This window comes from Streptomyces sp. P5F9 (genome assembly GCF_057961495.1).
In genome coordinates this window covers 1-24,614 of the sequence record NZ_JBXVPZ010000105.1, presented here as the reverse complement: position 1 = coordinate 24,614, position 24,614 = coordinate 1, and the positions used below count along the sequence as shown (strand labels likewise).

Genomic DNA, 24,614 nt, shown 5'->3' with positions numbered 1-24,614 from the left:
CCCGTTCTCCAGCTCCGCAGTCCCCGCCCCCTCCTCCAGCACATCCAGCGCGACCAGAACCCGCAGCCCCAGTGAACCTGGCAGGTACTCGGTTACTTCCTCGCGCGGGACGAGCCGCCACGACAACAGCTCCTCCTCCTGGAGTTGGATCGACTTGAGGTCGTTGGCCGTGAGGGTTCCGCCGTCGTACAGGTAGGCCACCAGCGGGGGGTAGTCCGGGCCGTGGTAGACCCAGTCGACGGCGAGCAGTTGGCCGAGTTCGACGTCGAGGCCGATCTCCTCCAGGGTCTCGCGGCGCGCGCCCTGGCGGGGTGTCTCGCCGTCGTCCGACTCGATCGTGCCGCCCGGAAGGGCCCAGCCCTCACGGTAGTTGGGCTCGACGAGGAGGACCCGGCCCTCGGTGTCACGGAAGAGGGCGGCGGCCCCGGCGAGGATGCGGGGGAGACCCGCGAGGTACGTGGCGAAGTCTTGCGTAGTGGTCATTCAGGAAGGGTAACCAGCCCGCGCAGCCGCCTCTCCGACTCGCTGCCCGGCACCGGGAAGTGGCAGACCAGGCTCAGCCAGGGCGCCTCCTGTACCGCGAGCCGTACGAACGACACCTCGATGTCACCCGCATTGGGGTGCCGGTAACGACGTACGGACGAGCGGAACTCCACCACCTCGTGTGCCTCCCACAGGCGTGCGAAGTGCGGGCTGGTGGTGACCAGTTCGTCGATCAGTTCCGTGAACCGCGGGTTGTCCAGTTCGTACGCCGCCTGTTGGCGCAGCAGACCCGCCATCCACTCCGTCTCCGCCTCCCATTCGGGCATCAGCGCACGGATGCCCGGTTCCCTGAACAGCAGCCAGGCGCTGTTGAGTTCACGGCGCGGCCGGTCGAGGAGGGCGGGGCCGAGGACCGCTTCCTGGGCCCGGTTCCAGGCCAGGACGTCGAAGCAGCGGTCGATGACGAAGGCGGGGTTCGGCATCAGCGTGTCAAGGAACGCCCGTACGGCGTCCGGGACTTGGAGAGACCGCTCGGCCGGCTCAGGGGCCGGCCGGCCCGCCAGCCGGAACAGGTGCGCCCGTTCCACGTCGTCCAACTGCAGTGCGCGGGCCAGGGCCAGCAGGATCTGCGGGGACACGTTGATGTCGCGGCCCTGTTCCAGCCAGGTGTACCAGGTGAGGCTCACACCGGAGAGCAGCGAGACCTCCTCGCGGCGCAGCCCCGGAGTCCGACGCCGGCCACCCAAGGGCAGCCCCGTCTCCGCCGGATCGGCACGCTCACGCCGGGACCGCAGGAAGGTGGCGAGGGCCCTGCGGCCGTGATCATCGGCTTCTGGCGATTCCTTGGCTTCTGGTGGTGGTGTTGGCGGCACCAGTAAATTCTGCACTCTTCAACCGGGCCGAAGACCGGCGCAGGGTGGGAGGGACACCGGACCCGCAGGTCCGAGGTGATCCCAACTCCCTGCCGAAAGGCGGCCCTTGTGGCTGAGCTGTCCCCGTCCACATCCCGTACCGTCCTGGTCACCGGCGCGACCGGCGGCGTCGGCTCCGCGGTGGCACGCGCCCTGCACGCCGACGGCTGGACCGTGTACGCCGCCCACCGCAAACCGGCGGACGCGGAAGCGCTCCGGGACGCCGGCTTCACCCCCGTCCGGCTCGAACTGACCGACGAGGAGTCCGTCGCCGCGGCGGCCGAGCAGGTCGGCCCGCGTCTGGACGGGCTGGTGAACAGCGCCGCGATCATGGGCCAGGGTCCCGTCGAGCTGACGCCCGCCGAGGCATGGCGCCGCCAGTTCGAGATCAACGTGATCGGTCAGGCGACCGTCATCCGCGCCTTCCTGCCCGCGCTACGGGCGTCCGGCGGCCGGATCGTGAACATCGGCGCCGTCTCGGCCCGCGTCCCGCCGCCGTTCTTCGGCCCGATCGCCGCCTCCAAGGCCGCACTCGCCGCGCTCACCCACTCCCTGCGCGCGGAACTGCGCCACCAGGGCGTCAAGGTCACCCTCGTCGAACCCGGCGCCATGGACACGGCCATCTTCGCCACGGCGGACAAGGCGAGCGCCGACCTGGGCTGGGCCGGCTCGCCGGAGACCCAGCGCCACTACGCCCGCGCCCTGGACGCCGTACGCACGACAGCCGCCCGCCAGCCCCTCGGCCCGGTCACCCCGGCTGTCGACGCCGTCGTCCGCGCGCTGACCGCTCGCCGCCCCGCCACCCTCACCACCACCGGCAAGGACGGCCGCGCCCTCGCCCTGCTGCGCTTCCTGCCGGACGGCCTGCGCGACCGGCTGGTGCTACGGGCGTTCGGCGTGACGGCGCAGACGTTCGACAACACGGTTACTACGGAGTCGCCCGCAGCCCGTCCACGATGAGGTCCAGAATCCGCCCGGCCCGCGCCTCCCCACCCCGCGCCGGATCGAGCCGCCACAGCACACTCAACTGAAGCAGCACGTCCTCCGGATCGAGCCCGGACTTGAGCGACCCGTCGGCCGCTCCCGCCTTCAGGAGTACGGCGATCGCGGCCACGAAGGGCGCGAAGTGCTCGTCGTCGGCGCCCCCGTCGGTCGCCGCGTGGATGACCTCGGCGACGCCGTACTTGAGCCTCCCGTAGTGGGCGACCTCGTCCAACCAGAGGCGTAGGGCCACGAGCGGCGGATGGTCCGCGAGGAGCACCGGCGCGCGGTCGATCAGGTGCTGTATGTCGTGGCGGTACAGCTCCAGGATCAGCGCCTCCCGGGTGGGGAAGTGGCGGTACAGCGTCCCGATGCCGACGCCCGCCTCCTTGGCGATCGCGGTGAGGGACGCGCTGCTCGACGCGGCGATCGCCTCGCGGGCGACCGTCAGGATGCGCTCACGGTTGTCGAGGGCGTCGCGGCGGGTCGGTTTCGGGTTCACGGGTGGGTCGTCCGTCCGCTGTCGGATTGCTAAGCGGAGGGCCCTCCGGTACGTTGGAGCGTGTACCGGAGGGGCCTCCGTTTCGCTCTCCATTCTGGCACACCCCCACCCGACACCGCAGGGAGCACCGTCATGCCCGAACTCGTCCTCGTCACCGGAGGCAGCGGCTACATCGCAGGCTGGTGCATCGCCGAACTGCTCCGCCGCGGCTACGACGTCCGTACGACCGTCCGCGCCCCGGGCAAGGAACGCGCGGTCACCGACGCCGTCGCGACCGTCGTCGACCCCGCCGGCCGGCTCAGCTTCGCCGTCGCCGACCTCACCGCCGACCAGGGTTGGGACGCCGCACTCAAGGGAGTCGACTTCGTCCTGCACGTCGCCTCCCCGCTCGGCACCGCCTCGGACGACCCCGACGCCCTGATCGCCGCGGCCCGCGGCGGCGCCCTGCGCGTCCTGCGCGCGGCCACCGAGGCGGGCGTACGACGCGTCGTGATGACCTCGGCCGCGAACGCCGCGAGCCCCTCGTCGTACGCCTCCGAAGGCGTCACCGACGAGTCGCTGTGGACCGATCCAGACGACCCGACCCTGATCCCCTACCGCCGCTCGAAGACCCTCGCCGAGCGTGCCGCCTGGGACTTCATGGGCGACTACGACGGTCCGACCGAGCTGACCACCGTGCTCCCCGGCGCTGTCTTTGGACCGGTCCTCACCACCGCGAACCTGGGCTCCGTCGGCATCATCGCGCGTATGGTGAGCGGCAAGATGCCCGGCGTCCCGCGGATCGGCCTCGAAGTCGTGGACGTCCGCGACCTGGTCGACGTCCACATCCGGGCGATGACGTCACCGGACGCGGCGGGCCAACGCTTCCTGGCCACCGGGGAGTTCGTGTGGATGGAGGACATCGCCCGCACCCTGCGCGACGGCCTCGGCGAGCACGGCCGTACGGTCTCCACGCGCCGTCTCCCGGACTTCGCCGTCCGCCTCGCCGCCCGCTTCCTGGACCGGTCCCTGCGCGAGATCACCCCCGCGCTCGGCCGCCGCAACCGCCACAGCACGGAGAAGGCGCGCCGCGTCCTCGGCTGGGAACCGCGCCCCGCGCGCGAGGCCGTCCTCGACTGCGCCCGAAGCCTCATCGCGCAGGGCGCCGTCTAGGCATCGGCCCCCACCAACTGCACGGTCCGCGCGGCCAGTTCACTGATCCGCACCCGGTCGAAGCCGAACACCGCACTGCGCACGGTGTCCTCCAGCGGGTCCTTCCACTGGTCCGGGATCGCCTCCGCGCCGGTCAGCACCCCGGCGACCGAACCGGCCGTCGCGCCGTTCGAGTCGGTGTCCAGGCCGCCGCGGACGGTCAGCGTGATGGTGCGGGTGAAGTCGCCGTCGCCGTACAGGAGTCCGGCGGTGAGGACGGCCGCGTTCGGGATCGTGTGGATCCAGCCGAGCCCGGCGGTCTCCTCGGACACCGTGGTGAGCGCGTCCTCCCAGGTCATCCGGGTCTCGTGCAGCGTGAGCACCCGCCGCACGGTCCGCGCGAGGCGGCAGCCCGGCGGGATCACGGTGAGCGCCGTGTCCAGCGCGTGCCGCACGGTCGGCGCGGTGAACGCCGCCGAGATCAGAGCGGCGGCCCACATTGCGCCGTAGACACCGTTCCCCGAGTGGGACAACACAGCGTCCCTGCGCGCGAGTTGGGCCGCGCGGCGCGGGGCACCTGGACCGGTCCAGCCGTAGATGTCGGCGCGGATCAGGGCGCCGATCCACTCCTGGTACGGGTTGTCGTGCGTCGCTGTCAGCGGGGGCTTGAGCCCGTTGGCGAGGTTGCGGTAGGCGGCCCGCTCGGCCGTGAACGTCTGGAGATACGGCAGTCTGCGCAGCCACAGTTCGCCGACCTGCTCGGTGCTGAAGCCGAAGCCGTGGGTCTCCAGGAGGTCGAGCCCGAGGATCGCGTAGTCGACGTCGTCGTCACGGCAGCTGCCGTGGATCCGGCCGCGCACGCACCGCTGCCATTCGGGGCGCAGCTCGAAGCCGTCGTGTTCGTTGGGCGGCTCAGGGAGGTAGTCGGTCAAGGGCAGGGCCGAGGCCTGCCGGAGATAGCGGTCGATGCGGTCGCGTGTCCACAGGTCGCCCTGCTCGACCGGCTTGCCGAGCATGTTGCCCGCGATCCGGCCCAGCCAGCCCCCGAGGATACGGTCCGCGAGTGCCGGCTCAGTGCCCACAAGGGTCATACCTCCGGTGTACCCGATTCCGGGCCCGGCAGCGGTACAGAGTGCGGCACAGGGTCTGCTCAGCCCGGTCCCAGCGTTCGGTCCGGGCATGACGGCGGGGGCGTCCGCCGGTTAAGGTCGCAGCGGCGCGACTGGCCCCGGAACGCGCGGGGGCCCGTAGAGCAAGGGGATCGCAAGGTGGCGAACGCTGCACAGAGAGGCACCCACAGGGTGCTCATCGCCGCGGACAAGTTCAAGGGGTCGCTGACGGCCGTGCAGGTCGCCGAGCGGGTGACGGCCGGGCTGCGCCGGGTCGTACCCGATCTGGACGTGGCGGCGATGCCGGTCGCCGACGGCGGTGACGGCACGGTGGACGCGGCCGTCGCGGCGGGCTTCGAGCGACGGGAGACACGGGTCGCCGGACCCCTCGGCGACGAGGTCACCGCGGCCTTCGCGGTACGCGGCGACACGGCGGTCGTGGAGATGGCCGAGGCGAGCGGGCTGCAACGCCTGCCCAAGGGCGTCTTCGCCCCGTTGACCTCCTCGACGTACGGCTCCGGCGAACTGCTGCGGGCCGCGCTCGACGCGGGCGCCCGCACGATCGTCTTCGGTGTCGGCGGCAGCGCCACGACCGACGGCGGGGCGGGCATGCTCTCCGCCCTCGGCGCCCGCTTCCTGGACGCGGAGGGCGAACCGGTGTCCCCGGGCGGCGGCAGCCTGGCCGACCTCGCCTCGGCCGACCTCACCGGCCTCGACCCACGCCTCACCACCATCGACCTGGTCCTCGCGAGCGACGTCGACAACCCGCTCACCGGCCCCAAGGGCGCCCCCGCGGTCTACGGCCCCCAGAAGGGCGCCGCACCCGACGACGTGGACACGCTCGACGCCGCCCTAGGGCACTACGCCAAGGTCCTGGAAGAGGCGATCGGCACCAAGGCCGCCGAGTACGCCGCCGCACCCGGCGCGGGCGCCGCCGGCGGCATCGGCTACGGCGCCCTCCTCCTCGGCGCCCGCTTCCGCCCCGGCATCGAGGTCATGCTCGACGTCCTCGGCTTCGCCTCCGCTCTGGAGGGCGCCACCCTCGTCATCACCGGCGAGGGCTCCCTCGACGAACAGACCCTCCACGGCAAGGCCCCGGCAGGCGTCGCCGCGGCGGCCCGCGCCGAGGGCAAGGAGGTCGTCGCCGTCTGCGGCCGCCTCGCCCTGCCCCCGCAGTCCCTCGGCCACGCCGGCATCCGCCGCGCGTATCCCCTCACGTCGATCGAACCGGACGTCGTGAAGTGCATCGCCGACGCCGGACCGATCCTGGAGCGGGTGGCGGAGAACATCGCCCGCGACTTCCTGGTCTGAGCCCCACCCCGAGGAACGTCGAAGGGCCCCGAGCCAAGCGGCTCGGGGCCCTTCGTTGCGTCTGCTACGACCGTTACGGAAGCTGTGCGGCTCGCGCCTCACGCCGGTTGCCGCGGAAGTTGTTCACCCGGCGGGCCGTCGCGAACAGCGGGATCACCGCGCCCATGACCAGTTGGAGCGCGCAGCCCGTCTGGAGGAGCAGCTGGCCGCCCGGGGCGTCGAACGCCCAGGATGCCAACAGGCCCATCGACAGGACGATCCAGGCGAGCATCGCGACCGCGAGGCGACCCCGCGGCTTCGGGTACTCGACCCGGCTCACCATGAGCCACGCGGTGCCCAGGATCGCGAGCAGCGTTGCCACGAAGGGCAGTTCGAGCAGCACGATCGAGACCACCGTCAGCGCACCGAACGGGGAGGGCATGCCCTGGAACATGCCGTTCGGCGGCGTCACGCACGAGAACCGGGCGAGTCTCAGCACCACCGCCAGCAGCACCACGATCGCCCCGACCGCGGCCACTCTCTGGTGCGCGTCGTCGGCGACCATGCCGTAGACGAGGACGAAGTACGCCGGCGCGAGGCCGAAGCTGATCAGGTCCGACAGGTTGTCCAGCTCCGCGCCCATGGGGGAGGAGCGCAGCTTGCGGGCGACGAGGCCGTCGAAGAGGTCGAAGACCGCCGCGCACAGCATCAGGATGACCGCGGTGGCCGCGCTGTGGCGGGCCATGCCGGTCGACTCGTCGTTGCCCGTCAGGTGCGGGATCAGGATGCCGGTGGTGGTGAAGTACACCGCCATGAAGCCGCAGGTGGCGTTGCCGAGGGTGAGGGTGTCCGCTATTGAGAGGCGGAGAGAAAGAGGCATCTCCTCCTCGTCGTCCACCTCGTCGGCCTCGGGCACCCAGCCCGTCTGTGTCTCCGGATCAACCACGGTCAATGCGAGTCACCCCAGCCACCGTCTTCTGACCGACCTCCACGTCCACGTCGACACCCTCGGGGAGGTAGATGTCGACGCGCGAACCGAAACGGATCAGTCCGATGCGCTCGCCCTGCTCGACCTTCGTGCCCTGCGGGACGTAGGGGACGATGCGGCGGGCGACGGCGCCGGCGATCTGGATCATCTCGATGTCACCGAGCTCGGTGTCGAAGTGCCAGACGACCCGCTCGTTGTTCTCGCTCTCCTTGTTGAACGCGGGAACGAAACCACCCGGGATGTGCTCGACCGACGTCACCGTGCCGGAGAGCGGCGCGCGGTTGACGTGGACGTTCAGCGGGCTCATGAAGATGGCGACGCGGGTGCGACCGTCCTTCCACGGCATGATGCTCTGCACCACACCGTCGGCGGGAGAGATGACCCGGCCCTGGGTGATCTCGCGCTCGGGGTCGCGGAAGAACCACAGCATGCCCGCCGCGAGCGCGGTGGCGGGTACGGCCACGACCTTGGCGGCGCCGGACTTGCGCGCACGTACCAGGCTGAGGGCTGCGGTGGCGACGGTCGGCAGGAGCCACGGCGATGCTCCGCGCGCGAGGCGTACGCCTGCCAGGCTGTCGCGTGGTGCAGAGGTTTGGCTGTGGGGCATGGATGACCTTCGTAGCGGATGATGCCGCGCTGTAACGGGGGACGGCGGCTTTCCCGGGATCGTACCGGTCGCGGGCCACAACTGGGCAAGCCAGGAAGCCGAGTCGGCGGCTGAGGAGCGTTGACGGGGTGTGATCTTCTTCTCGAAGAAAACACCCCGAAACGGACAATCAGCCCTGGAATCGATACTCTTCGAGCAACCTGCGCCCGATGATCATTTTCTGGATTTCGGCGGTACCTTCGCCGATCAACAGCATCGGCGCCTCGCGGTAAAGGCGTTCGATCTCGTACTCCTTGGAGAAGCCGTACCCGCCGTGGATCCGGAAGGCGTCCTCGACGACCTCCTTGCAGTACTCGGAGGCGAGGTACTTCGCCATCCCTGCCTCAAGGTCGTTTCGTTCCCCGGAGTCCTTTTTGCGTGCCGCATTGACCATCATCGCATGGGCGGCCTCGACCTTGGTAGCCATCTCCGCGAGCTTGAACTGGATCGCCTGGTGCTGGGCGATCGGCTTCCCGAAGGTGTGACGCTGCTGCGCGTACGAGACGCCCAGCTCGAAGGCACGCTGAGCGACGCCGCAGCCACGCGCCGCCACGTTGACGCGGCCCACCTCGACTCCGTCCATCATTTGGTAAAAACCTCGGCCGGTCTCGCCGCCGAGCACGCGGTCGGCCGGAATCCGCAGACCGTCCATGATCAACTCGGTGGTGTCGACGCCCTTGTAGCCCATCTTGTCGATCTTCCCGGGGATGGTGAGACCGGGCCGGACCTCTCCGAAGCCGGGCTCCTTCTCGACCAGGAAGGTCGTCATCGACTTGTGGGGCGCGGTGCCCTCCGGGTGTCCTTCGTCACTTCGCACGAGGACGGCGACAAGTGATGAGGTGCCGCCGTTCGTCAGCCACATCTTCTGGCCGGTCAGGACGTACTCGTCACCGTCCTTGACCGCCTTCGACGTGATCGCCGAGACGTCCGAACCCAGCGCGGGCTCCGACATCGAGAAGGCGCCCCGGATGTCGCCGGCCGCCATGCGCGGCAGGAAGTGGTCCTTCTGCTCCTGCGTGCCGTGCTGCTTGAGCATGTAGGCCACGATGAAGTGGGTGTTGATGATGCCGGACACCGACATCCACCCGCGCGCGATCTCCTCCACACACAGGGCGTACGTCAACAGGGACTCGCCCAGGCCGCCGTACTCCTCCGGGATCATCAGCCCGAAGAGGCCCAACTCCTTGAGCCCGTCGACGATCTGCTGCGGATACTCGTCGCGGTGCTCCAGCTCGGTGGCGACCGGGAGGATCTCCTTGTCCACGAAGTCGCGGACGGTGGACAGGATTTCCCGCTGGATGTCGGTGAGACCGGCGGTCTGGGCGAGTCGCGCCATGGCTACTTCTCCGTCTGCTTCGGCTGGGGGCGGCCGGGCTGCTCGCCGCCGCGCTCCTTGATGTACGTCTCGGTCGGCACCATCACCTTGCGGCGGAACACACAGACCAGCGTGCCGTCCTGCTTGTAGCCCTTGGTCTCGACGTACACGATCCCGCGGTCGTTCTTCGACCTGGAGGGCGTCTTGTCGAGGACCGTGGTCTCGCCGTAGATCGTGTCGCCGTGGAACGTCGGCGCCACGTGCTTCAGCGACTCGATCTCCAGGTTGGCGATCGCCTTGCCCGACACGTCCGGCACCGACATGCCGAGCAGCAGTGAGTAGATGTAGTTCCCGACCACCACGTTCTTGCCGAAGTCCGTTGTGTTCTCGGCGTAGTTGGCGTCCATGTGGAGCGGGTGGTGGTTCATCGTCAGGAGACAGAAGAGGTGGTCGTCGTACTCCGTGACCGTCTTCCCGGGCCAGTGCTTGTAGACCGCGCCGACCTCGAACTCCTCGTAGGTGCGTCCGAATTGCATGGCTCAGGCCTCCGGGGCTTCGAACTTGGAGGTGCGCTCCATACCGGCGGCCCGGCCCTTGCCCGAGATGACGAGCGCCATCTTGCGGCTGGCCTCGTCGATCATCTCGTCGCCGAGCATCGCGGAGCCCTTCCTGCCGCCCGCCTCGGACGTGTAGTAGTCGTACGCGTCCAGGATCAACTCGGCGTGGTCGAAGTCCTCTTGAGAGGGCGAGAAGATCTCGTTGGACGCCTCGACCTGGCCCGGGTGCAGCACCCACTTGCCGTCGAAGCCGAGCGCGGCGGCACGCTGGGCGACCGCGCGGTAGCCGTCGATGTTGCGGATCTGGAGGTAAGGGCCGTCGATCGCCTGGAGGTTGTTGGCGCGGGCGGCCATCAGGATCTTCATCAGGATGTAGTGGTAGGCGTCCGCCGGGTACCCGGGCGGCTGCTCGCCCACGACCAACGACTTCATGTTGATCGACGCCATGAAGTCGGCCGGTCCGAAGATGATCGTCTCGACGCGCTGGGAGGCCGTCGCGATCTCGTTGACGTTGTTGAGGCCCTGCGCGTTCTCGATCTGCGCCTCGATGCCGATCTTGCCGACCTCGAAGCCCATCGTCTTCTCGATCTGCGTCAGCAGCAGGTCCAGGGCGACGACCTGCTGGGCCGTCTGCACCTTCGGCAGCATGATGCAGTCGAGGTTCTGCCCGGCGCCCTCGACGACCGTGACGACATCGCGGTACGTCCACTCGGTCGTCCAGTCGTTGACGCGCACGACCCGCGTCTTGCCCGTCCAGTCGCCCTCGTTGAGGAACTTGACGATGGTGTGCCGCGCCTCGGGCTTGGCGAGCGGCGCGCACGCGTCCTCCAGGTCCAGGAACACCTGGTCGGCCGGGAGGCCCTGTGCCTTCTCCAGGAAGCGCGGGTTGCTCCCGGGGACCGCGAGACAGGAGCGCCGCGGGCGAAGCCGGTTGACGGGGGCGGGCGTGGTCATGCGGGGACCTCCAAGGGGTCGAGCAGAGGGTCGAGCTTGTTCGCTTTCCGGATCTCGTCGACGATGCGGCCGATGATTCCGGTGATGTCGAAGTCCTTCGGTGTGAAGACCGCCGCGACTCCGGCGGCCCGCAGCTGTTCGGCGTCACCATTGGGGATGATCCCACCGGCGATGACAGGTATGTCTGTGGCACCGGCCACACGGAGCCGTTCGAGCACGTCCGGCACCAACTGGGCGTGCGAGCCGGACAGGATGGACAGACCGACCGCGTGCACGTCCTCCGCGAGGGCCGCGTCCACGATCTGCTCCGGGGTCAGCCGGATGCCCTGGTAGACGACCTCGAAGCCGGCGTCACGCGCGCGTACGGCGATCTGCTCGGCGCCGTTGGAGTGCCCGTCCAGGCCCGGCTTGCCGACCAGGAACCGCAGCTTCCCGGCGCCCATCTCGCGCGCCGTCACATCCACCTTGCGGCGTACCTCGGCCATCGCCGAGCCCTCCTCGGCGGGCACCGCGACCGGCGCCGACGAGACGCCCGTGGGTGCCCGGAACTCGCCGAACACCTCGCGCAGGGCCCCGGCCCACTCGCCGGTCGTGACACCGGCGCGGGCGCACTCCAGGGTGGCCTCCATGAGGTTGTCGGTGCCCTTGGCCGCCTCCTTCAGCCGCTCCAGCGCCTTGCACGGGCGCGGGTGGTTGAAGGGCGGCTGGTAGCGCGTGTCCCGCCAGTGCTGCAACGACTCGATGACCCGCGCCTCCACGGCCGGGTCGACCGTCTGGATCGCCGTGTCGAGGTCGGCGGTCAGTGGATTGGGCTCGGTCGTGTTGAAGATGTTGACGCCGACGATCTTCTCTTGACCGGACTCGATACGGGCCCGGCGCTCCGCGTGCGAGGACACGAGCTGCGACTTCAGGTAGCCCGACTCGACGGCGGCCATCGCGCCGCCCATCTCCTCGATGCGGTCCATCTCGGCGAGGGACTCCTCGACCAGGGAGGCCACCTTCGCCTCGATGACGTGCGAGCCGTCGAAGATGTCCGCGTACTCCAGCAGGTCGCTCTCGTGCGCCAGGACCTGCTGAATGCGCAGCGACCACTGCTGGTCCCAGGGCCGGGGGAGCCCCAACGCCTCGTTCCACGCCGGGAGTTGCACGGCACGCGCGCGTGCGTCCTTCGACAGCGTCACGGCCAGCATCTCCAGCACGATCCGCTGGACGTTGTTCTCCGGCTGCGCCTCGGTCAGGCCCAGGGAGTTGACCTGGACGCCGTAGCGGAACCGGCGCTGCTTCGGGTCCTCGATGCCGTAGCGCTCGCGGGTGACCTCGTCCCAGATGCGGCCGAAGGCGCGCATCTTGCACATCTCCTCGATGAAGCGGACGCCCGCGTTCACGAAGAAGGAGATGCGGGCGACGACGTCGCCCTTGCGGTCCTCGGGGATCTGGCCGGACGCGAACACCGCGTCCAGGACGGCGATCGCGGTGGACATGGCGTACGCGATCTCCTGGACCGGGGTGGCCCCGGCCTCCTGGAGGTGGTAGCTGCAGATGTTGATCGGGTTCCACTTGGGGATGTGGTTGACCGTGTAGCAGATCATGTCGGTCGTCAGCCGGAGCGAGGGAACCGGCGGGAACACGTGCGTGCCCCGCGACAGGTACTCCTTGACGATGTCGTTCTGGGTCGTCCCCTGGAGCTGGGTGATGTCGACGCCCTGCTCCTCGGCGACGACCTGATAGAGCGCCAGCAGCCACATGGCGGTGGCGTTGATCGTCATCGAGGTGTTCATCTGGTCCAGGGGGATGTCCTGGAAGAGACGACGCATGTCCCCGAGGTGCGCGATCGGCACGCCGACCCTGCCGACCTCGCCACGGGCGAGGATGTGGTCGGAGTCGTAGCCGGTCTGCGTCGGCAGGTCGAACGCGACCGACAGACCGGTCTGGCCCTTGGCGAGGTTGCGCCGGTACAGCTCGTTTGACGCCTCTGCCGTGGAGTGACCGGCGTACGTGCGCATGAGCCACGGCCGGTCTTTCTGACGCTCAGTCATCAATGACCTCAGGTCCTCAGATGTTCCGGAAGCGGTTGATGGCGTCGATGTGCTGGGCGCGCTTCTCCTCGTCGCGCACACCGAGGCCTTCCTCGGGGGCGAGGCACAGGACGCCGACCTTGCCCTGGTGGAGGTTGCGGTGGACGTCGTAGGCGGCCTGGCCGGTCCCCTCCAGGGAGTAGACCCGGGAGAGCGTCGGGTGGATCTTGCCCTTCGCGACCAGCCGGTTGGCCTCCCAGGCCTCGCGGTAGTTGGCGAAGTGCGAGCCGATGATCTTCTTCAGGGACATCCACAGGTAGCGGTTGTCGTACTCGTGGTTGTACCCGGAGGTCGAGGCGCAGGTGACGATCGTGCCGCCCTTGCGGGTGACGTAAACGCTTGCGCCGAAGGTCTCGCGGCCGGGGTGCTCGAAGACGATGTCCACGTCCTCGCCGCCGGTGAGTTCACGGATGCGCTTGCCGAAGCGCTTCCACTCGCGCGGGTCCTGGTGGTGCTCGTCGGCCCAGAACGTGTAGTCCTCGGCGGTGCGGTCGATGATCGCCTCGGCGCCCATCGCGCGGCAGATGTCGGCCTTCTGGGGGCTGGAGACGACACAGATGGGGTTGGCGCCGCCCGCGAGCGCGAACTGCGTGGCGTACGAGCCGAGTCCGCCGCTCGCGCCCCAGATCAGGACGTTGTCGCCCTGCTTCATGCCGGCGCCGTTGCGGGAGACCAGCTGCCGGTAGGCGGTGGAGTTCACCAGGCCCGGGGCGGCGGCCTCCTCCCACGACAAGTGGCCCGGCTTGGGCATCAGCTGGTTGGACTTGACGAGCGCGATCTCGGCGAGCCCGCCGAAGTTCGTCTCGAAGCCCCAGATCCGCTGCTCGGGGTCGAGCATCGTGTCGTTGTGCCCGTCGCTCGACTCCAGCTCCACGCTCAGGCAGTGCGCGACGACCTCGTCACCGGGCTTCCAGGCGTTCACGCCGGGGCCGGTGCGCAGGACGACGCCCGCGAGGTCGGAGCCGATGATGTGGTACGGCAGGTCGTGCCGCTTGGTCAGCTCGCTGAGCCTGCCGTAGCGCTCCAGGAAGCCGAAGGTCGCCATCGGCTCGAAGATCGAGGTCCACACGGAGTTGTAGTTGACCGAGGAGGCCATCACGGCCACCAGGGCTTCGCCCGGCCCGAGTTCGGGCACCGGGACGTCGTCCAGGTGGATCGACTTGCGGGGGTCCTTGTCGCGGGTGGTGAGGCCCGCGAACATGTCCGTCTCGTCCTTGTGCACGGTGATCGCGCGGTACGACTCGGGGAGCGGCAGGGCGGCGAAATCGGCCGGAGTCGAGTCCGGCGACTGGATCGCTTCGAGGATGTCCTTGACGGTCACGGTAGTGCCTCCGGCGAAGTGCGCCCTGAGGGAGGGGCGCCGATGGTTACGTCGGTGCTGCTGCTGAGGGTGGGTGCTGAGGTGCCGTCGGTTCGGCGGGTGGTGCTTCGGCAGCGCTTTGTGGCGCGGGAGGTTGCCTGTGACGCAGGCGTCCGGGCGCGCAGCCCAGTGGTGGGTTGCGGGGACAGCCGGCGTACGAAAGGTCTCTGCACGCCGGCCGCCCGGACACCTTCAACGTATGACACTGCGTGTCACCTCGCAAGGCACCGAGTGCCATGAATCGCTCTCAGGTGAAATCTTTACGTAACAAATGAGCGATGATCGATCGAACGGGGCCTGAAAGGTGCGTGAAAAGGGGCTCTGACATGCCAAAACGGCCACCCCGTGGGGTGGCCGTCATCACATGGTGCAGAAGGGCTCAGCGGTCTCTCAGTGCCTCTTCGATGGTCCGCATGACCTCGTCCAGCGGGGCGTCGGTGCGGGCGACCGTCACCAGGACCTCGCCGTGCTGGTGCACCGCCGCGGTGGCCGGCCTGGGGGTCGTGGTGCGGCCGACGCCGATGCCGGTGCCGAACGTCTTCTGTACGATCCCGAAGGCGTGGTCGAGCTGCGCCTCCACGTCGCCCTGGCCGCCGGCCCGCAGCCAGCGCCGCAGCACGTGGTTGTGGGCGGTGACCACGGCCGAGGCGGCGACCTCGGCGAGCAGCGGGTCGTCGTTGGCGTCGTCGTCGTGCGCGTGCTCGTCGAAGTGACCCAGGAGATAACGCGTGAACAGCCGCTCGTAGCGGGCCACCGACGCGATCTCGGCCTCGCGCAGGGTGGGCACCTCGCGCGTCAGCTTGTAGCGGGCGACCGAGATCTCCGGCTGGGCCGCGTACATGCGCATGACTTCCTTGATGCCCCGGCAGACCGTGTCGAGCGGGTGCTCGTGCGCGGGGGCGGCGTTGAGTACCGCCTCGGCCCGGATCAAGGTGTCGTCATGGTCGGGAAAGATCGCCTCTTCCTTGGAGCGGAAGTGGCGGAAGAACGTCCGGCGCGCGACCCCGGCCGCGGCCGCGATCTCGTCGACGGTGGTCGCCTCGTACCCCTTGGTCGCGAACAGCTCCATCGCGGCCGCCGCCAGTTCGCGCCGCATCTTGAGGCGCTGGGCGGCGGCGCGGCTGCCCGCGGCACTCTCCGGTGCGTCGGGCGTGGCTGGTGTACGGGAGGGCTTGGCGGGCTGGGGCATGACCCGAACGTACTGCATGTGCGCAGCTTGGCGCGCACGTCCGGGGTTTCCCCCGCCCGCCGCGGGCAGGGGTCCTCCGGTGGGATCGAGCAGCCCGCCCCAGTCCCCGTCGGCACCGAACCCGTCGCCGGAACCCTCAGCGGCGGGCATATTCGCGGAAGCCGCGGCCCGTCTTGCGGCCGAGGCAGCCCGCGGCCACCAGGTGCTCCAGGAGCGGCGCCGGAGCCAGGCCCGGGTCGCGGAACTCGCGGTGCAGGACCTTCTCGATCGCCAGGGAGACGTCCAGCCCCACGACGTCCAGCAGCTCGAAGGGGCCCATCGGGTAGCCGCCGCCCAGCTTCATCGCGGCGTCGATGTCGTCGAGAGACGCATAGTGCTCCTGCACCATCTTGATCGCGTTGTTGAGGTACGGGAAAAGCAGTGCGTTGACGATGAAGCCGGCTCGGTCACCGCAGTCGACCGCATGCTTCTTGATCTTGACGCAGACCTCGTGCACTGTTGATTGGACGTCATCATCCGTCAACACTGTACGGACGACCTCGACCAGCTTCATCGCCGGTGCGGGGTTGAAGAAGTGCATGCCGATCACGTCCTGCGGACGCGAGGTGGCACGGGCGCACGCGACGACCGGGAGCGACGAGGTCGTGGTGGCCAGGACCGCGCCCGGCTTGCAGATCTTGTCCAGCGTCGCGAACAGCTGCTGCTTGATCTCCAGGTCCTCGGCGACCGCCTCGACGGCCAGGTCGACGTCCGCGAAGGAGTCGTAGGAGCCCGCCGGAGTGATCCGCTCCAGGGTCTGCGCGGCGGCCTCGGCGGTCATGCGGCCCTTGTCGACGGAGCGCGAAAGCGACGTGCCGATACGGGACTTGGCGACCTGCGCCTTCTCCTCGCTGCGCGCGGCGAGCACGACCTCGTACCCGGCCTTGGCGAAGACCTCGGCGATACCGGACGCCATGGTCCCGGAACCGGCGACCCCCACCGAGCGGACCGTACGACCCGGGGTGAGCCGCGCGCCCTCCACCGGGGTCAGCGCGTCCCGCACGACGGTCGCGCTGCCGGGAGTCTCGTAGGAGTAGAAGCCGCGACCCGTCTTACGGCCGGTCAGGCCCGCCTCGCTGAGCTGCTTGAGGATTGGCGCGGGGGCGTGCAGGCGGTCGTGGGACTCGGCGTACATGGCCTCCAGGACCGTGCGCGCGGTGTCGACGCCGATCAGGTCGAGGAGCGCGAGGGGGCCCATGGGGAGTCCGCAGCCGAGCCGCATCGCGGCGTCGATGTCCTCCCGGGAGGCGTACTTCGCCTCGTACATCGCGGCCGCCTGGTTGAGGTAGCCGAACAGCAGCCCGTCCGCGACGAACCCGGGCCGGTCGCCGACCGCGACGGGCTCCTTGCCCAGCTCGATCGCCAGCTCGGTGACGGCGGCGACGGCGGCGGGCGCGGTCAGCACCGAGGAGACGACCTCGACCAGCTTCATCGCGGGCGCCGGGTTGAAGAAGTGCAGCCCCAGCACCCGCTCCGGCCGCGCGGAGTCGGCGGCCAGCCGGGTCACGGAGAGGGCGTTCGTGCCGGTCGCGAGGATGGTGTCGGGACGCACGATCCCGTCCAGCTCGCGGAAGATCTGGTGCTTGATCTCGTACGACTCCGGAGCCACCTCGATGACCAGATCGGCGTCGGCCGCCGCGCTCAGATCGGTGGCGGTGCGGACGCGGGCCAGGGCGTCGGTGCGCTCCTGCCCGGTCAGCCGGCCGCGCCGCACGGCGTGGGCGGTCGCGGTCTCCAGGGCGGCGACGGCGTGCGCGGTCGCGGCCTCGCTGACGTCGATGCCGACGACCTCGCGTCCGGCCCGGGCGAGGACCTCGGTGATACCGGTGCCCATCGTGCCGAGACCGACGACGGCAATGGTCTTGAACGGGGACAGGGGAGCGTCGGACAGGGGAGCTGCCATCGCGGGACTCCTGGAATGAGGGTGACGACTGGGAGCGCGCTCCGTACGCCTGGGGGGCGCACGGAGCGCGAGAAGGAGTGCGGGTGGTGCCGGGCAACGAGCGCACACGCCCGGCGAGAAGAGAGAGTTCCGACCGGCCCTGTCCCAGGCCTGGTCGTACCGCGGTACACGAGGCACCGAACCGACTGCACTCACGGCGGCTGCGTCACCAGGCCGCCGTAAGGAGATATACGAGTGGGTAACTCGCTCGCCTGAGCTTAACCGGTGAGTAACGAGCGCGCCAGCCCCCGAGTTTGTGATGTAGGTCCCGGGCTTCCTGTGGCGCCCATAGGCTCGGTTTCATGGACGAAGAGTTGCGATCACTCACGGAGCGCTTACGGCAGGAGTCGGGAGGGGCGGTGCCGTACGAGCGACTCGTGGCGACCGGCGACCTCGACGAACTGGCGGAGGTCCTCACCGCCCCCGGCCATCCGCTGTGGGCAAGGGAGTTGGCCGCGTTCCGCCTCGGCGTCGCCGGCGACCGACGTGCCTTCGAGTCCCTCGTCCTGTTCCTCAACCACCGCGACCCACCCCGCTGCGCCTCCGCCGCGTACGCCCTGGCCCGCCTCGACGACCCCCGCACCGCCCGCGCGGCCGCCGCCCTCGCCACCAACGAACTCCGCGTCGCCTACGCCCTGCACCCCGTCCGCCTCCTGACCGACCTCCACGCCCCCGAGTCGGTCCCGGCTCTCATCACCACCCTCCAACGACGCCTGCGCCCGCACGACCCGTACCGCCGCGTGGCCCTCGCCTGCGTGGAGGGCCTCGGCGAACTGGCCGACCCGCGCGCCAGACCGGTACTGAACGACGCGCTGGCCCACCCGGCGCTGGCGGAGGCGGCGGTGCATGCGCTGGGGCGGATTCCGCGGCAGCGGTGAGCCGTCGGCCCGGCGCGGTGCTCAGCCCCTCAGTTCCTTGACGTACCGCACCTCGGGCACCGCAACCCCCTCCACCTCGTACGGCTCCTCCGTGCCGTCCGCCCGGAAGCCCGCCCGCTCGTAGAAGCGGCGGGCGCGGGCGTTGCCCCGGACGACCCAGAGGTAGACGCGGTCGTGACCGAGGGCGGCGCACTGCCGTAGGGACTCCTGCATGAGGGCCCGGCCGACGCCGGTGCTCACGTACCGGGGGTCGAGATAGATGGCGTACAACTCGGCCTCTTCGGTGCGGAGTTCACCGTCGCGGTACGGGCCGAGCGCGGCCCAGCCGACGAGTTCGGCGCCCCGCGTCGCGACCAGGTTCAGCACGCTGCCGTCCCCTTGCCCGAAGCGGGCCCGGCGGCGTTCGGCGTCGGCCTTCGCGCTGAGGGCGTCAAGGAAGGGCTGCGGCATGAGGCCCCGGTACGCGAACTGCCAGCCCAGGACGCGGATTTCGGAGACGCGGTCGCAGTCGGCGAGGGTCATCGGGCGGATCTGGAGGAGATCGGCATCGTCCATGGCGGCACCCTAGGGAGGTGCCGACCGACCCCGCCTCCGAATTAGCCGTGCCTGCCTCCGAACTGCTCGGCTTGTTCGGCGATCACCGCGAACGCCTCGATCTCCATCAGGAACTCCGGTCGCACCAGCGCGGCGACCTGGACGGCCGAGGCGGCGGGGAGCCGGTCGTCGGATACGTGCGCGGCGCGGGCCGTGCGGATGGCCGACATGTGGGCCATGTCCGTGACGTAGAAGGTCAGTTTGACCACGTCGTCGAACGTGGCCCCGGCGGCGGCCAGGCAGCGGCGGAGGTTCTCGAAGACCTGGCGGGCCTGTGCCGCCGCGTCGCCCTCGCCGACGAGCTTGCCGTCCTCGTCCAGGGCGAGTTGGCCGGAGATCGCGACGAAGCGGCCGGTGCCCGTCACGACGTGTGTGTAGGCCGTCGCGGGGGCGACGCCGTCGGGGGCGGGAATCCTCGTCAGGTCACTCATGCGTCCATGGTGGACCGTGGGTCTGACAGTGAGGATTCCCGCCCCCGAGGGACGTTCAGACGGGGCTCAGCCGCGGAAGCCCAACAAGCCGTGCAGCGTCGAGCCATGTGCCGTGCTCGTCGCCGCCTTCGCGGTGGTCAACGGCTGCGGGTCCGGCGTCTTCTGGCACACCGCGTCGACCTCGCCGCCACTGCGCGGCACCTTGCCGTTGGTCAGATACGTGGCCAGGTACTTGTCCAGGCAGGCGTTCCCGCTCAGGGTGATGCCGTGGTTCCCGCCGCCCTGCTCGACCACGAAACTCGAACCGGCGAGCATCTGGTGGACCGTCGCGCCGCCCTCGTACGGAGTGGCCGCGTCGTTCGTCGCCTGGAACAGCAGCACCGGCGGCAACTTGCCGTTGGCGATGTTGACCGGCTCCTTCGACCGCGTCGGCCAGAACGCGCACGGCGCGTTGTACCAGGCGTTGTTCCACACCATGAACGGCGCCTTGTCGTAGGCCGCCCAGTTGTCCTTGCGCCACTGGTTCCAGTCGCGCGGCCAGGACGCGTCACGGCACTGCACCGACGTGTAGACGCTGTACCCGTTGTCCCCGGAGGCGTCGATCGCGGCGAAGTTCTCGTACGTCTCGACCAGCGGATCGGCGTTCTTGTCGTTCACGTACGCCGCGAACGCCTCGGCGAGATAGGGCCAGTAGCCGTTGTAGTACCCGCCGGGGATGAAGGTGTCCTCCAGTTCGGAGGCCCCCACCTTCCCGCCGGCCGGCTTCTTGGCCAGCGCCTTCCGCATCGCGTACCACTTGGCCTCGATCTCGGCCGGGTCGGTGCCGAGCTTGTACGTGGAGTCGTACTTCGCGATCCACGCCATCAGCGCCTGCTGGCGGTCGTTGAAGGCGTAGTCCTGCCCGAGGTTGTCGTCGTACCAGACACCCGTGGGATCGACGATGGAGTCGAGGACCAGGCGGCGCACGCGCTCCGGGAAGAGCTTCGCGTACACGGCGCCCAGGTAGGTGCCGTACGAGTAACCGAAGTAGTTGATCTTCTTCGCGCCGAGCGCGGCCCGGATCGAGTCCATGTCCCGTACGGCACTGATCGTGTCGATGTACGGCAGCACGCTCGCGTACTTCTTGCCGCAGGCGGCCGCGAACGCCTTCACGCGCGTGAGGTTGGCCTTTTCCAGTGCGGGGGTGCTCGGTACCGAGTCGGGGCGGACCGGGTTGAAGTAGCCGGGCTTGCAGTCGAGGGCGGGGGTGCTCTTGCCGACGCCGCGCGGGTCGAAGCCGATGACGTCGTACTGGGACGCCACCGCCTTGGGCAGCGAGGACGCGACGAATCCCGCGAGGGTCAGCCCGCTGCCGCCGGGGCCGCCGGGGTTGACCAGCAGCGGTCCCTGGTACGTCTTCGCGGTGTGCGGGACGCGGGACAGGGCGAGCGAGATCTGCCTGCCGTGCGGGTTCGCGTGGTCCAGGGGCACCTTGACGCTTGAGCACTGGAGCGTCGGATAGTCCGTGGTGGCACAACTCTTCCAACTGAGCTTCGCCATCTGGACAGTGGTCGTGGGCTGCGCGGTGCTCGCGTCGGCGGGGAGAGCGGTGACCGTCCCGGCCACGACGACGGCGGCACCGCACAGTACGGCTGCGCGTTTTCTCATACGTCCTCCCAGGACGGAGAGGCGGCGGACAGCGGGTTTCGCGGTCCGTCCTCGCCGCATAGTCCCGAAATCTCGGGGCGGAAGAACCTGTTCAGCCGATACTTGACCCTATTGGGCCGCCGGATGCGCTCGAACGCCCTCAGATCAGCGAGAGCTGCGTCGGCTCGGACACCGGCTCGTCCGCCGGGTCCGGCGGCTCGGGGATGCGGCGCGGCATCCCCGCGCGCGCGGGACCGATGCCGTACTCCTGTGCCAGGTCGTGGACCTGACGGGTGATCCGGCGCTGGTACCACTTCGGGGCGTACGTGCCCTCCGCGTACAGCCGCTCGTAACGGCGCACCAGATGCGGGTGATGGTGCCCGAGCCAGGCCATGAACCACTCGCGGGCGCCGGGCCGCAGATGCAGCACCAGGGGAGTCACCGAGCTGGCCCCGGAGGCCGCTATCGCCCTTACGGTGGCGCGCAGTTGGGCCGGGTGGTCGCTCAGGAAGGGGATCACCGGGGCCATCAGGACCCCGACGTCGATGCCGTGCTCGGTCAGTGTCCGTACGGCGTCCAGGCGCCGCTCCGGGGAGGGCGTGCCAGGCTCCACCGTGCGCCACAGCGCCGGGTCGGTGAAGCCGACGGAGACCGAGATGCCCACGTCGGTGACCTCGGAGGCCTGCACCAGGAGGTCCAGGTCGCGCAGGATCAGCGTGCCCTTCGTCAGGATCGAGAAGGGGTTCGCGTGGTCGCGCAGGGCGCCGAGGATGCCCGGCATCAGCCGGTAGCGGCCTTCCGCGCGCTGGTAGCAGTCGACGTTCGTGCCCATCGCTATGTGCTCGCCCAGCCAGCGGCGTGAGCCGAGCTGGCGGCGCAGCAGGTCCGGCGCGTTCACCTTGACCACGATCTGCGAGTCGAAGCCGAGGCCGGTGTCGAGGTCCAGGTAGCTGTGCGACTTGCGGGCGAAGCAGTACACACACGCGTGTGAGCAGCCCCGGTACGGGTTGACCGTCCACTCGAAGGGCATCCGGGAGGCCCCCGGCACCCGGTTGATGATCGAGCGGGCCCGCACCTCGTGGAAGGTGATCCCGCGGAACTCGGGTGTGTCGAAGGTACGGCTGACCACGGCGTCCGCGCCGAACAGCGCGGCGTCGGCCGCCCGGCTGTGGCCGCCGGACTCGACGGTGAGGTTCTCCCAGCGCATGACGCCTCCTAAGTAGGCCTGCCCTCCGAGTGAAACACTTGTTCGAATTACTGTGCAAGTGTCATTCCCGATCGCTTCCGACGCCTTGAGGTACCCCGATTTGGGTGGCCGTGGGCGGGGGTGGTTGGCTTGCCCCGACCCCGAGAACCGATGTCCTGACTCATGTCCTGGAGGAAACCGATGGCGCAGGTCGAGGCGACTACCGAGCGGGTCGTCGCAGCCGACGCGGAGGCTGTCTTCGACGCCCTCGCCGACTACAGCGGCACGCGCGCGAAGGTGCTGCCCGAGCAGTTCAGCGAGTACGAGGTGCGCGAGGGCGGCGACGGCGAGGGCACCCTCGTCCACTGGAAGCTCCAGGCCACCAGCAAGCGCGTCCGCGACTGCCTCCTGGAGGTCACCGAGCCGACCGACGGCGAACTGGTCGAGAAGGACCGCAACTCCACCATGGTCACCACCTGGCGGGTCACCCCGGCCGGCGAGGGCAAGTCCCGCGTCGTCGTGACCAGCACGTGGAACGGTGCCGGCGGCATCGGCGGCTTCTTCGAGCGGACCTTCGCCCCCAAGGGCCTCGGCCGGATCTACGACCTGGTGCTCGACAGGCTCGCCGCCGAGGTCGAGAAGTAGGCCTCAAGGGCCAAGACTCCAGGGCGCGTTGGCGCCCTGACCGCGTCCCTCACCGGTTCGAGTGGATCTCCGTTCGAGCCGGGCGTACGCCGTAACTCGTCGCGCTTGCTCGCAGTTGTCGCCTAAAGCGGGAATTGTGCGGCAGGCGCGACGAGGGGAGCGGTACGTGGGCGGGACGACTCTGGTGCAGGACGAACAGGCCCCGGCACCCCCGAAGACGCCGGTCCCCGCACCCGTCGAGAAGGCCGAACTGAGCCCGCGCCGCGTGCGGTTGGTGTTCCTCGGCCTGATGCTCGCGCTGCTGTTGGCGGCCCTCGACCAGATGATCGTCGCCACCGCGCTCCCGAAGATCGTCGGCGAACTGCACGGCCTGGACAAGATGTCCTGGGCGATCACCGCCTACCTCCTCACCTCCACGGTCGGCCTCCCGGTCTACGGCAAACTCGGCGACCTCCTCGGCCGCAAGAGCGTGTTCCAGTTCGCGATCGGCGTCTTCGTCATCGGCTCCGCGCTCTCGGGCCGCGCCCAGTCCATGGACCAGCTCATCGCGTTCCGCGCGGTGCAGGGCGTCGGCGCGGGCGGGCTCATGATCGGCGTGCAGGCGATCATCGCGGACATCGTGCCGCCCCGGGAACGCGGCCGCTTCATGGGCCTGATCGGCGCCACCTTCGGACTCGCCTCCGTGGCAGGCCCGTTGCTCGGCGGCTACTTCACCGACCACCTCTCCTGGAGGTGGTGCTTCTACATCAACGTGCCCTTCGGCGTGGTGACTTTCGCCGTCGTGACCGTCGTACTGAAACTGCCGAAGCCCACCGCCAAGGCGCGCCTCGACATCCTCGGCGCGCTGCTGCTCGCCGCCGCATCGACGTGCCTGGTCCTGCTGACCAGTTGGGGCGGGACCGAGTACGCCTGGGGCTCGCACGTCATCCTCGGGCTCGGCGCGGGAGCCGTGGCCGCCGCGGTCCTCTTCCTCGTCGCCGAGCGCTTCGCGCCCGAACCCCTCATCCCGCTACGGCTGTTCAGGGACGCCGTCTTCAACGTCACCGCCCTCGTGGGCCTGGTGATCGGGGTCGCGCTGTTCGGGGCCGCCAGCTATCTGCCGACCTTCCTGCAGATGGTCGACGGGGCCAGCGCCACCGAGTCCGGGCTGCTGATGCTGCCCATGATGGGCGGCATCGTCGGCGCGTCCATCGTCTCGGGGCAGCTCATCAGCCACACCGGCCGCTACAAGATCTACCCCCTCCTCGGCAGCGCGCTGGCCACCCTCGGGATGTGGCTGCTGTCCCGGCTCGAAGTCGACACCTCCCGGCTCCAGTACAGCGTCTGGATGGCCGTCCTCGGCGCCGGCATCGGCATGGTGATGCCCGTCCTCGTCCTCGCCGTGCAGAACTCCGTACGCCCCGCCGACCTCGGCACCGCCACCAGCGCCAACAACTACTTCCGGCAGATCGGCGGCAGCGTCGGCGCCGCCATCTTCGGCACCCTGTTCGCCGACCGGCTCACCGACGCCCTGCGCGACCGCATTCCCGCGCGCGCGGGTGCCGGCCTCCCCGACCCCGAGTCCATCACCCCGCAGCTCGTCCACACGCTGCCCCCGGCCCTGCGCGACGGCTACATCCAGGCGTACGCCGACGCCATGCCGCGGATCTTCCTCTACCTGGTGCCGGTGCTCGCCCTCGGCCTGCTCATCGCCTTCTTCCTCAAGGAGAAACCGCTGGTGTCCCACAATGCCCCCGCCGAGACGTCCGAGGCCGCGCCCCTCAACTCCCCGATCCCGCAGGC

23 protein-coding genes are annotated in these 24,614 nt (G+C 69.7%); 6 read left to right on the top strand and 17 right to left on the bottom strand.

Translation table 11 applies throughout. From position 1 onward, the window contains the following. Together AC31A1_RS19085 and AC31A1_RS19080 are read right to left on the bottom strand one after the other, a co-directional pair. A partial coding sequence (locus AC31A1_RS19085) for an NUDIX domain-containing protein (RefSeq protein WP_489654449.1) occupies nucleotides 1-483 on the bottom strand: 483 nt, incomplete at its 3' end. After that, nucleotides 480-1,355 (bottom strand): helix-turn-helix transcriptional regulator, encoded by an 876-nt coding sequence (locus AC31A1_RS19080; RefSeq protein WP_489654448.1) that lies wholly within the window; start codon nucleotides 1,353-1,355, stop codon nucleotides 480-482. The genes AC31A1_RS19080 and AC31A1_RS19085, both read right to left, overlap by 4 nt. 108 nt (nucleotides 1,356-1,463) lie before the next feature. On the opposite strand from AC31A1_RS19080, the gene AC31A1_RS19075 reads away from it, so the two are divergent. Continuing rightward, nucleotides 1,464-2,354: an SDR family NAD(P)-dependent oxidoreductase gene (locus AC31A1_RS19075; RefSeq protein ID WP_489654447.1), complete on the top strand. Its 891-nt coding sequence runs from the start codon at nucleotides 1,464-1,466 to the stop codon at nucleotides 2,352-2,354. Here AC31A1_RS19075 and AC31A1_RS19070 read toward each other — a convergent pair. Next, complete coding sequence (locus AC31A1_RS19070) at nucleotides 2,323-2,877, bottom strand: TetR/AcrR family transcriptional regulator (protein ID WP_489654446.1); 555 nt, start codon at nucleotides 2,875-2,877, stop codon at nucleotides 2,323-2,325. The genes AC31A1_RS19075 and AC31A1_RS19070 overlap by 32 nt on opposite strands. A 132-nt stretch (nucleotides 2,878-3,009) precedes the next feature. On the opposite strand from AC31A1_RS19070, the gene AC31A1_RS19065 reads away from it, so the two are divergent. Further along, nucleotides 3,010-4,029 (top strand): NAD-dependent epimerase/dehydratase family protein, encoded by a 1,020-nt coding sequence (locus tag AC31A1_RS19065; protein WP_489654445.1) that lies wholly within the window; start codon nucleotides 3,010-3,012, stop codon nucleotides 4,027-4,029. On the opposite strand, the gene AC31A1_RS19060 is transcribed toward AC31A1_RS19065, so the two are convergent. Beyond that, nucleotides 4,026-5,099, bottom strand: coding sequence for an ADP-ribosylglycohydrolase family protein (locus AC31A1_RS19060; RefSeq protein ID WP_489654444.1), 1,074 nt, complete (start codon nucleotides 5,097-5,099; stop codon nucleotides 4,026-4,028). The two genes, AC31A1_RS19065 and AC31A1_RS19060, sit on opposite strands and share 4 nt — an antisense overlap. 210 nt (nucleotides 5,100-5,309) lie before the next feature. On the opposite strand from AC31A1_RS19060, the gene AC31A1_RS19055 reads away from it, so the two are divergent. Next, nucleotides 5,310-6,428, top strand: coding sequence for a glycerate kinase (locus AC31A1_RS19055; RefSeq protein WP_489654450.1), 1,119 nt, complete (start codon nucleotides 5,310-5,312; stop codon nucleotides 6,426-6,428). Nucleotides 6,429-6,501: 73 nt separating this feature from the next. Here AC31A1_RS19055 and pssA read toward each other — a convergent pair whose 3' ends face one another. The 9 genes from pssA to AC31A1_RS19010 form a co-directional block, all read right to left on the bottom strand. Continuing rightward, nucleotides 6,502-7,323 carry a CDP-diacylglycerol--serine O-phosphatidyltransferase gene (gene pssA / locus AC31A1_RS19050; RefSeq protein WP_019062931.1) on the bottom strand — a complete coding sequence of 274 codons (822 nt, stop codon included), beginning with the start codon at nucleotides 7,321-7,323 and terminating at the stop codon, nucleotides 6,502-6,504. A gap of 22 nt (nucleotides 7,324-7,345) precedes the next feature. Next, nucleotides 7,346-8,002 (bottom strand): phosphatidylserine decarboxylase, encoded by a 657-nt coding sequence (locus AC31A1_RS19045; RefSeq protein WP_366094923.1) that lies wholly within the window; start codon nucleotides 8,000-8,002, stop codon nucleotides 7,346-7,348. Between the two features lie 169 nt (nucleotides 8,003-8,171). Further along, on the bottom strand, nucleotides 8,172-9,377 hold the full coding sequence (locus AC31A1_RS19040) for an acyl-CoA dehydrogenase family protein (protein ID WP_033279387.1): 1,206 nt from the start codon (nucleotides 9,375-9,377) through the stop codon (nucleotides 8,172-8,174). Between the two features lie 2 nt (nucleotides 9,378-9,379). Continuing rightward, nucleotides 9,380-9,892, bottom strand: a complete 513-nt coding sequence (locus tag AC31A1_RS19035; RefSeq protein ID WP_489654443.1) for a MaoC family dehydratase — start codon at nucleotides 9,890-9,892, stop codon at nucleotides 9,380-9,382. Between the two features lie 3 nt (nucleotides 9,893-9,895). Next, nucleotides 9,896-10,867 (bottom strand): HpcH/HpaI aldolase/citrate lyase family protein, encoded by a 972-nt coding sequence (locus AC31A1_RS19030; protein ID WP_406120216.1) that lies wholly within the window; start codon nucleotides 10,865-10,867, stop codon nucleotides 9,896-9,898. After that, nucleotides 10,864-12,903 carry a protein meaA gene (locus tag AC31A1_RS19025; protein WP_489654442.1) on the bottom strand — a complete coding sequence of 680 codons (2,040 nt, stop codon included), beginning with the start codon at nucleotides 12,901-12,903 and terminating at the stop codon, nucleotides 10,864-10,866. Before AC31A1_RS19025 ends, AC31A1_RS19030 begins: the two co-directional genes overlap by 4 nt. Nucleotides 12,904-12,919: 16 nt before the next feature. Continuing rightward, the gene (gene ccrA, locus AC31A1_RS19020) at nucleotides 12,920-14,263 is read right to left on the bottom strand and encodes a crotonyl-CoA carboxylase/reductase (RefSeq protein ID WP_489654441.1); all 1,344 of its coding nucleotides are present in this window, start codon (nucleotides 14,261-14,263) and stop codon (nucleotides 12,920-12,922) included. A 418-nt stretch (nucleotides 14,264-14,681) separates the two neighbouring features. Further along, entirely contained in the window at nucleotides 14,682-15,509 is an 828-nt protein-coding gene (locus AC31A1_RS19015; protein ID WP_393758081.1) for a TetR family transcriptional regulator, read from the bottom strand. Between the two features lie 118 nt (nucleotides 15,510-15,627). After that, a complete protein-coding gene (locus tag AC31A1_RS19010) occupies nucleotides 15,628-17,433 on the bottom strand; it encodes a 3-hydroxyacyl-CoA dehydrogenase family protein (RefSeq protein ID WP_489654440.1) in 1,806 nt (601 codons plus the stop codon). A gap of 341 nt (nucleotides 17,434-17,774) precedes the next feature. Between AC31A1_RS19010 and AC31A1_RS19005 the strand changes: the two genes are divergently transcribed. After that, nucleotides 17,775-18,350 carry an adenylosuccinate lyase gene (locus AC31A1_RS19005; protein WP_489654439.1) on the top strand — a complete coding sequence of 192 codons (576 nt, stop codon included), beginning with the start codon at nucleotides 17,775-17,777 and terminating at the stop codon, nucleotides 18,348-18,350. A gap of 21 nt (nucleotides 18,351-18,371) precedes the next feature. On the opposite strand, the gene AC31A1_RS19000 is transcribed toward AC31A1_RS19005, so the two are convergent. From AC31A1_RS19000 to AC31A1_RS18985, 4 genes are all read right to left on the bottom strand, one after another. After that, a complete protein-coding gene (locus AC31A1_RS19000) occupies nucleotides 18,372-18,905 on the bottom strand; it encodes a GNAT family N-acetyltransferase (protein WP_489654438.1) in 534 nt (177 codons plus the stop codon). 41 nt (nucleotides 18,906-18,946) lie between these two features. After that, nucleotides 18,947-19,375 carry a RidA family protein gene (locus tag AC31A1_RS18995; protein ID WP_489654437.1) on the bottom strand — a complete coding sequence of 143 codons (429 nt, stop codon included), beginning with the start codon at nucleotides 19,373-19,375 and terminating at the stop codon, nucleotides 18,947-18,949. 66 nt (nucleotides 19,376-19,441) lie between these two features. Next, a complete protein-coding gene (locus AC31A1_RS18990; RefSeq protein ID WP_489654436.1) occupies nucleotides 19,442-21,022 on the bottom strand; it encodes an alpha/beta hydrolase in 1,581 nt (526 codons plus the stop codon). Between the two features lie 139 nt (nucleotides 21,023-21,161). Beyond that, nucleotides 21,162-22,208: an Rv2578c family radical SAM protein gene (locus tag AC31A1_RS18985; RefSeq protein ID WP_489654435.1), complete on the bottom strand. Its 1,047-nt coding sequence runs from the start codon at nucleotides 22,206-22,208 to the stop codon at nucleotides 21,162-21,164. 180 nt (nucleotides 22,209-22,388) lie between these two features. On the opposite strand from AC31A1_RS18985, the gene AC31A1_RS18980 reads away from it, so the two are divergent. Both AC31A1_RS18980 and AC31A1_RS18975 read left to right on the top strand, forming a co-directional pair. Further along, nucleotides 22,389-22,832, top strand: a complete 444-nt coding sequence (locus AC31A1_RS18980; RefSeq protein ID WP_393758067.1) for an SRPBCC family protein — start codon at nucleotides 22,389-22,391, stop codon at nucleotides 22,830-22,832. A 166-nt stretch (nucleotides 22,833-22,998) separates the two neighbouring features. Continuing rightward, nucleotides 22,999-24,614, top strand: a 1,616-nt coding sequence (locus AC31A1_RS18975) for an MDR family MFS transporter (RefSeq protein ID WP_489654434.1), incomplete at its 3' end; no start/stop codon positions are given.

Excerpts from the sequence above, each read along its gene's own strand:
- AC31A1_RS19065 (WP_489654445.1), top strand. The coding sequence starts at position 3,010 with ATGCCCGAACTCGTCCTCGTCACCGGAGGCAGCGGCTACATCGCAGGC.
- AC31A1_RS19060 (WP_489654444.1), bottom strand. The coding sequence starts at position 5,099 with ATGACCCTTGTGGGCACTGAGCCGGCACTCGCGGACCGTATCCTCGGG.
- AC31A1_RS19045 (WP_366094923.1), bottom strand. The coding sequence starts at position 8,002 with ATGCCCCACAGCCAAACCTCTGCACCACGCGACAGCCTGGCAGGCGTA.
- AC31A1_RS19040 (WP_033279387.1), bottom strand. The coding sequence starts at position 9,377 with ATGGCGCGACTCGCCCAGACCGCCGGTCTCACCGACATCCAGCGGGAA.
- AC31A1_RS19035 (WP_489654443.1), bottom strand. The coding sequence starts at position 9,892 with ATGCAATTCGGACGCACCTACGAGGAGTTCGAGGTCGGCGCGGTCTAC.
- AC31A1_RS19030 (WP_406120216.1), bottom strand. The coding sequence starts at position 10,867 with ATGACCACGCCCGCCCCCGTCAACCGGCTTCGCCCGCGGCGCTCCTGT.
- AC31A1_RS19025 (WP_489654442.1), bottom strand. The coding sequence starts at position 12,903 with ATGACTGAGCGTCAGAAAGACCGGCCGTGGCTCATGCGCACGTACGCC.
- AC31A1_RS19015 (WP_393758081.1), bottom strand. The coding sequence starts at position 15,509 with ATGCAGTACGTTCGGGTCATGCCCCAGCCCGCCAAGCCCTCCCGTACA.
- AC31A1_RS19010 (WP_489654440.1), bottom strand. The coding sequence starts at position 17,433 with ATGGCAGCTCCCCTGTCCGACGCTCCCCTGTCCCCGTTCAAGACCATT.
- AC31A1_RS19005 (WP_489654439.1), top strand. The coding sequence starts at position 17,775 with ATGGACGAAGAGTTGCGATCACTCACGGAGCGCTTACGGCAGGAGTCG.
- AC31A1_RS19000 (WP_489654438.1), bottom strand. The coding sequence starts at position 18,905 with ATGGACGATGCCGATCTCCTCCAGATCCGCCCGATGACCCTCGCCGAC.
- AC31A1_RS18995 (WP_489654437.1), bottom strand. The coding sequence starts at position 19,375 with ATGAGTGACCTGACGAGGATTCCCGCCCCCGACGGCGTCGCCCCCGCG.
- AC31A1_RS18990 (WP_489654436.1), bottom strand. The coding sequence starts at position 21,022 with ATGAGAAAACGCGCAGCCGTACTGTGCGGTGCCGCCGTCGTCGTGGCC.
- AC31A1_RS18985 (WP_489654435.1), bottom strand. The coding sequence starts at position 22,208 with ATGCGCTGGGAGAACCTCACCGTCGAGTCCGGCGGCCACAGCCGGGCG.
- AC31A1_RS18980 (WP_393758067.1), top strand. The coding sequence starts at position 22,389 with ATGGCGCAGGTCGAGGCGACTACCGAGCGGGTCGTCGCAGCCGACGCG.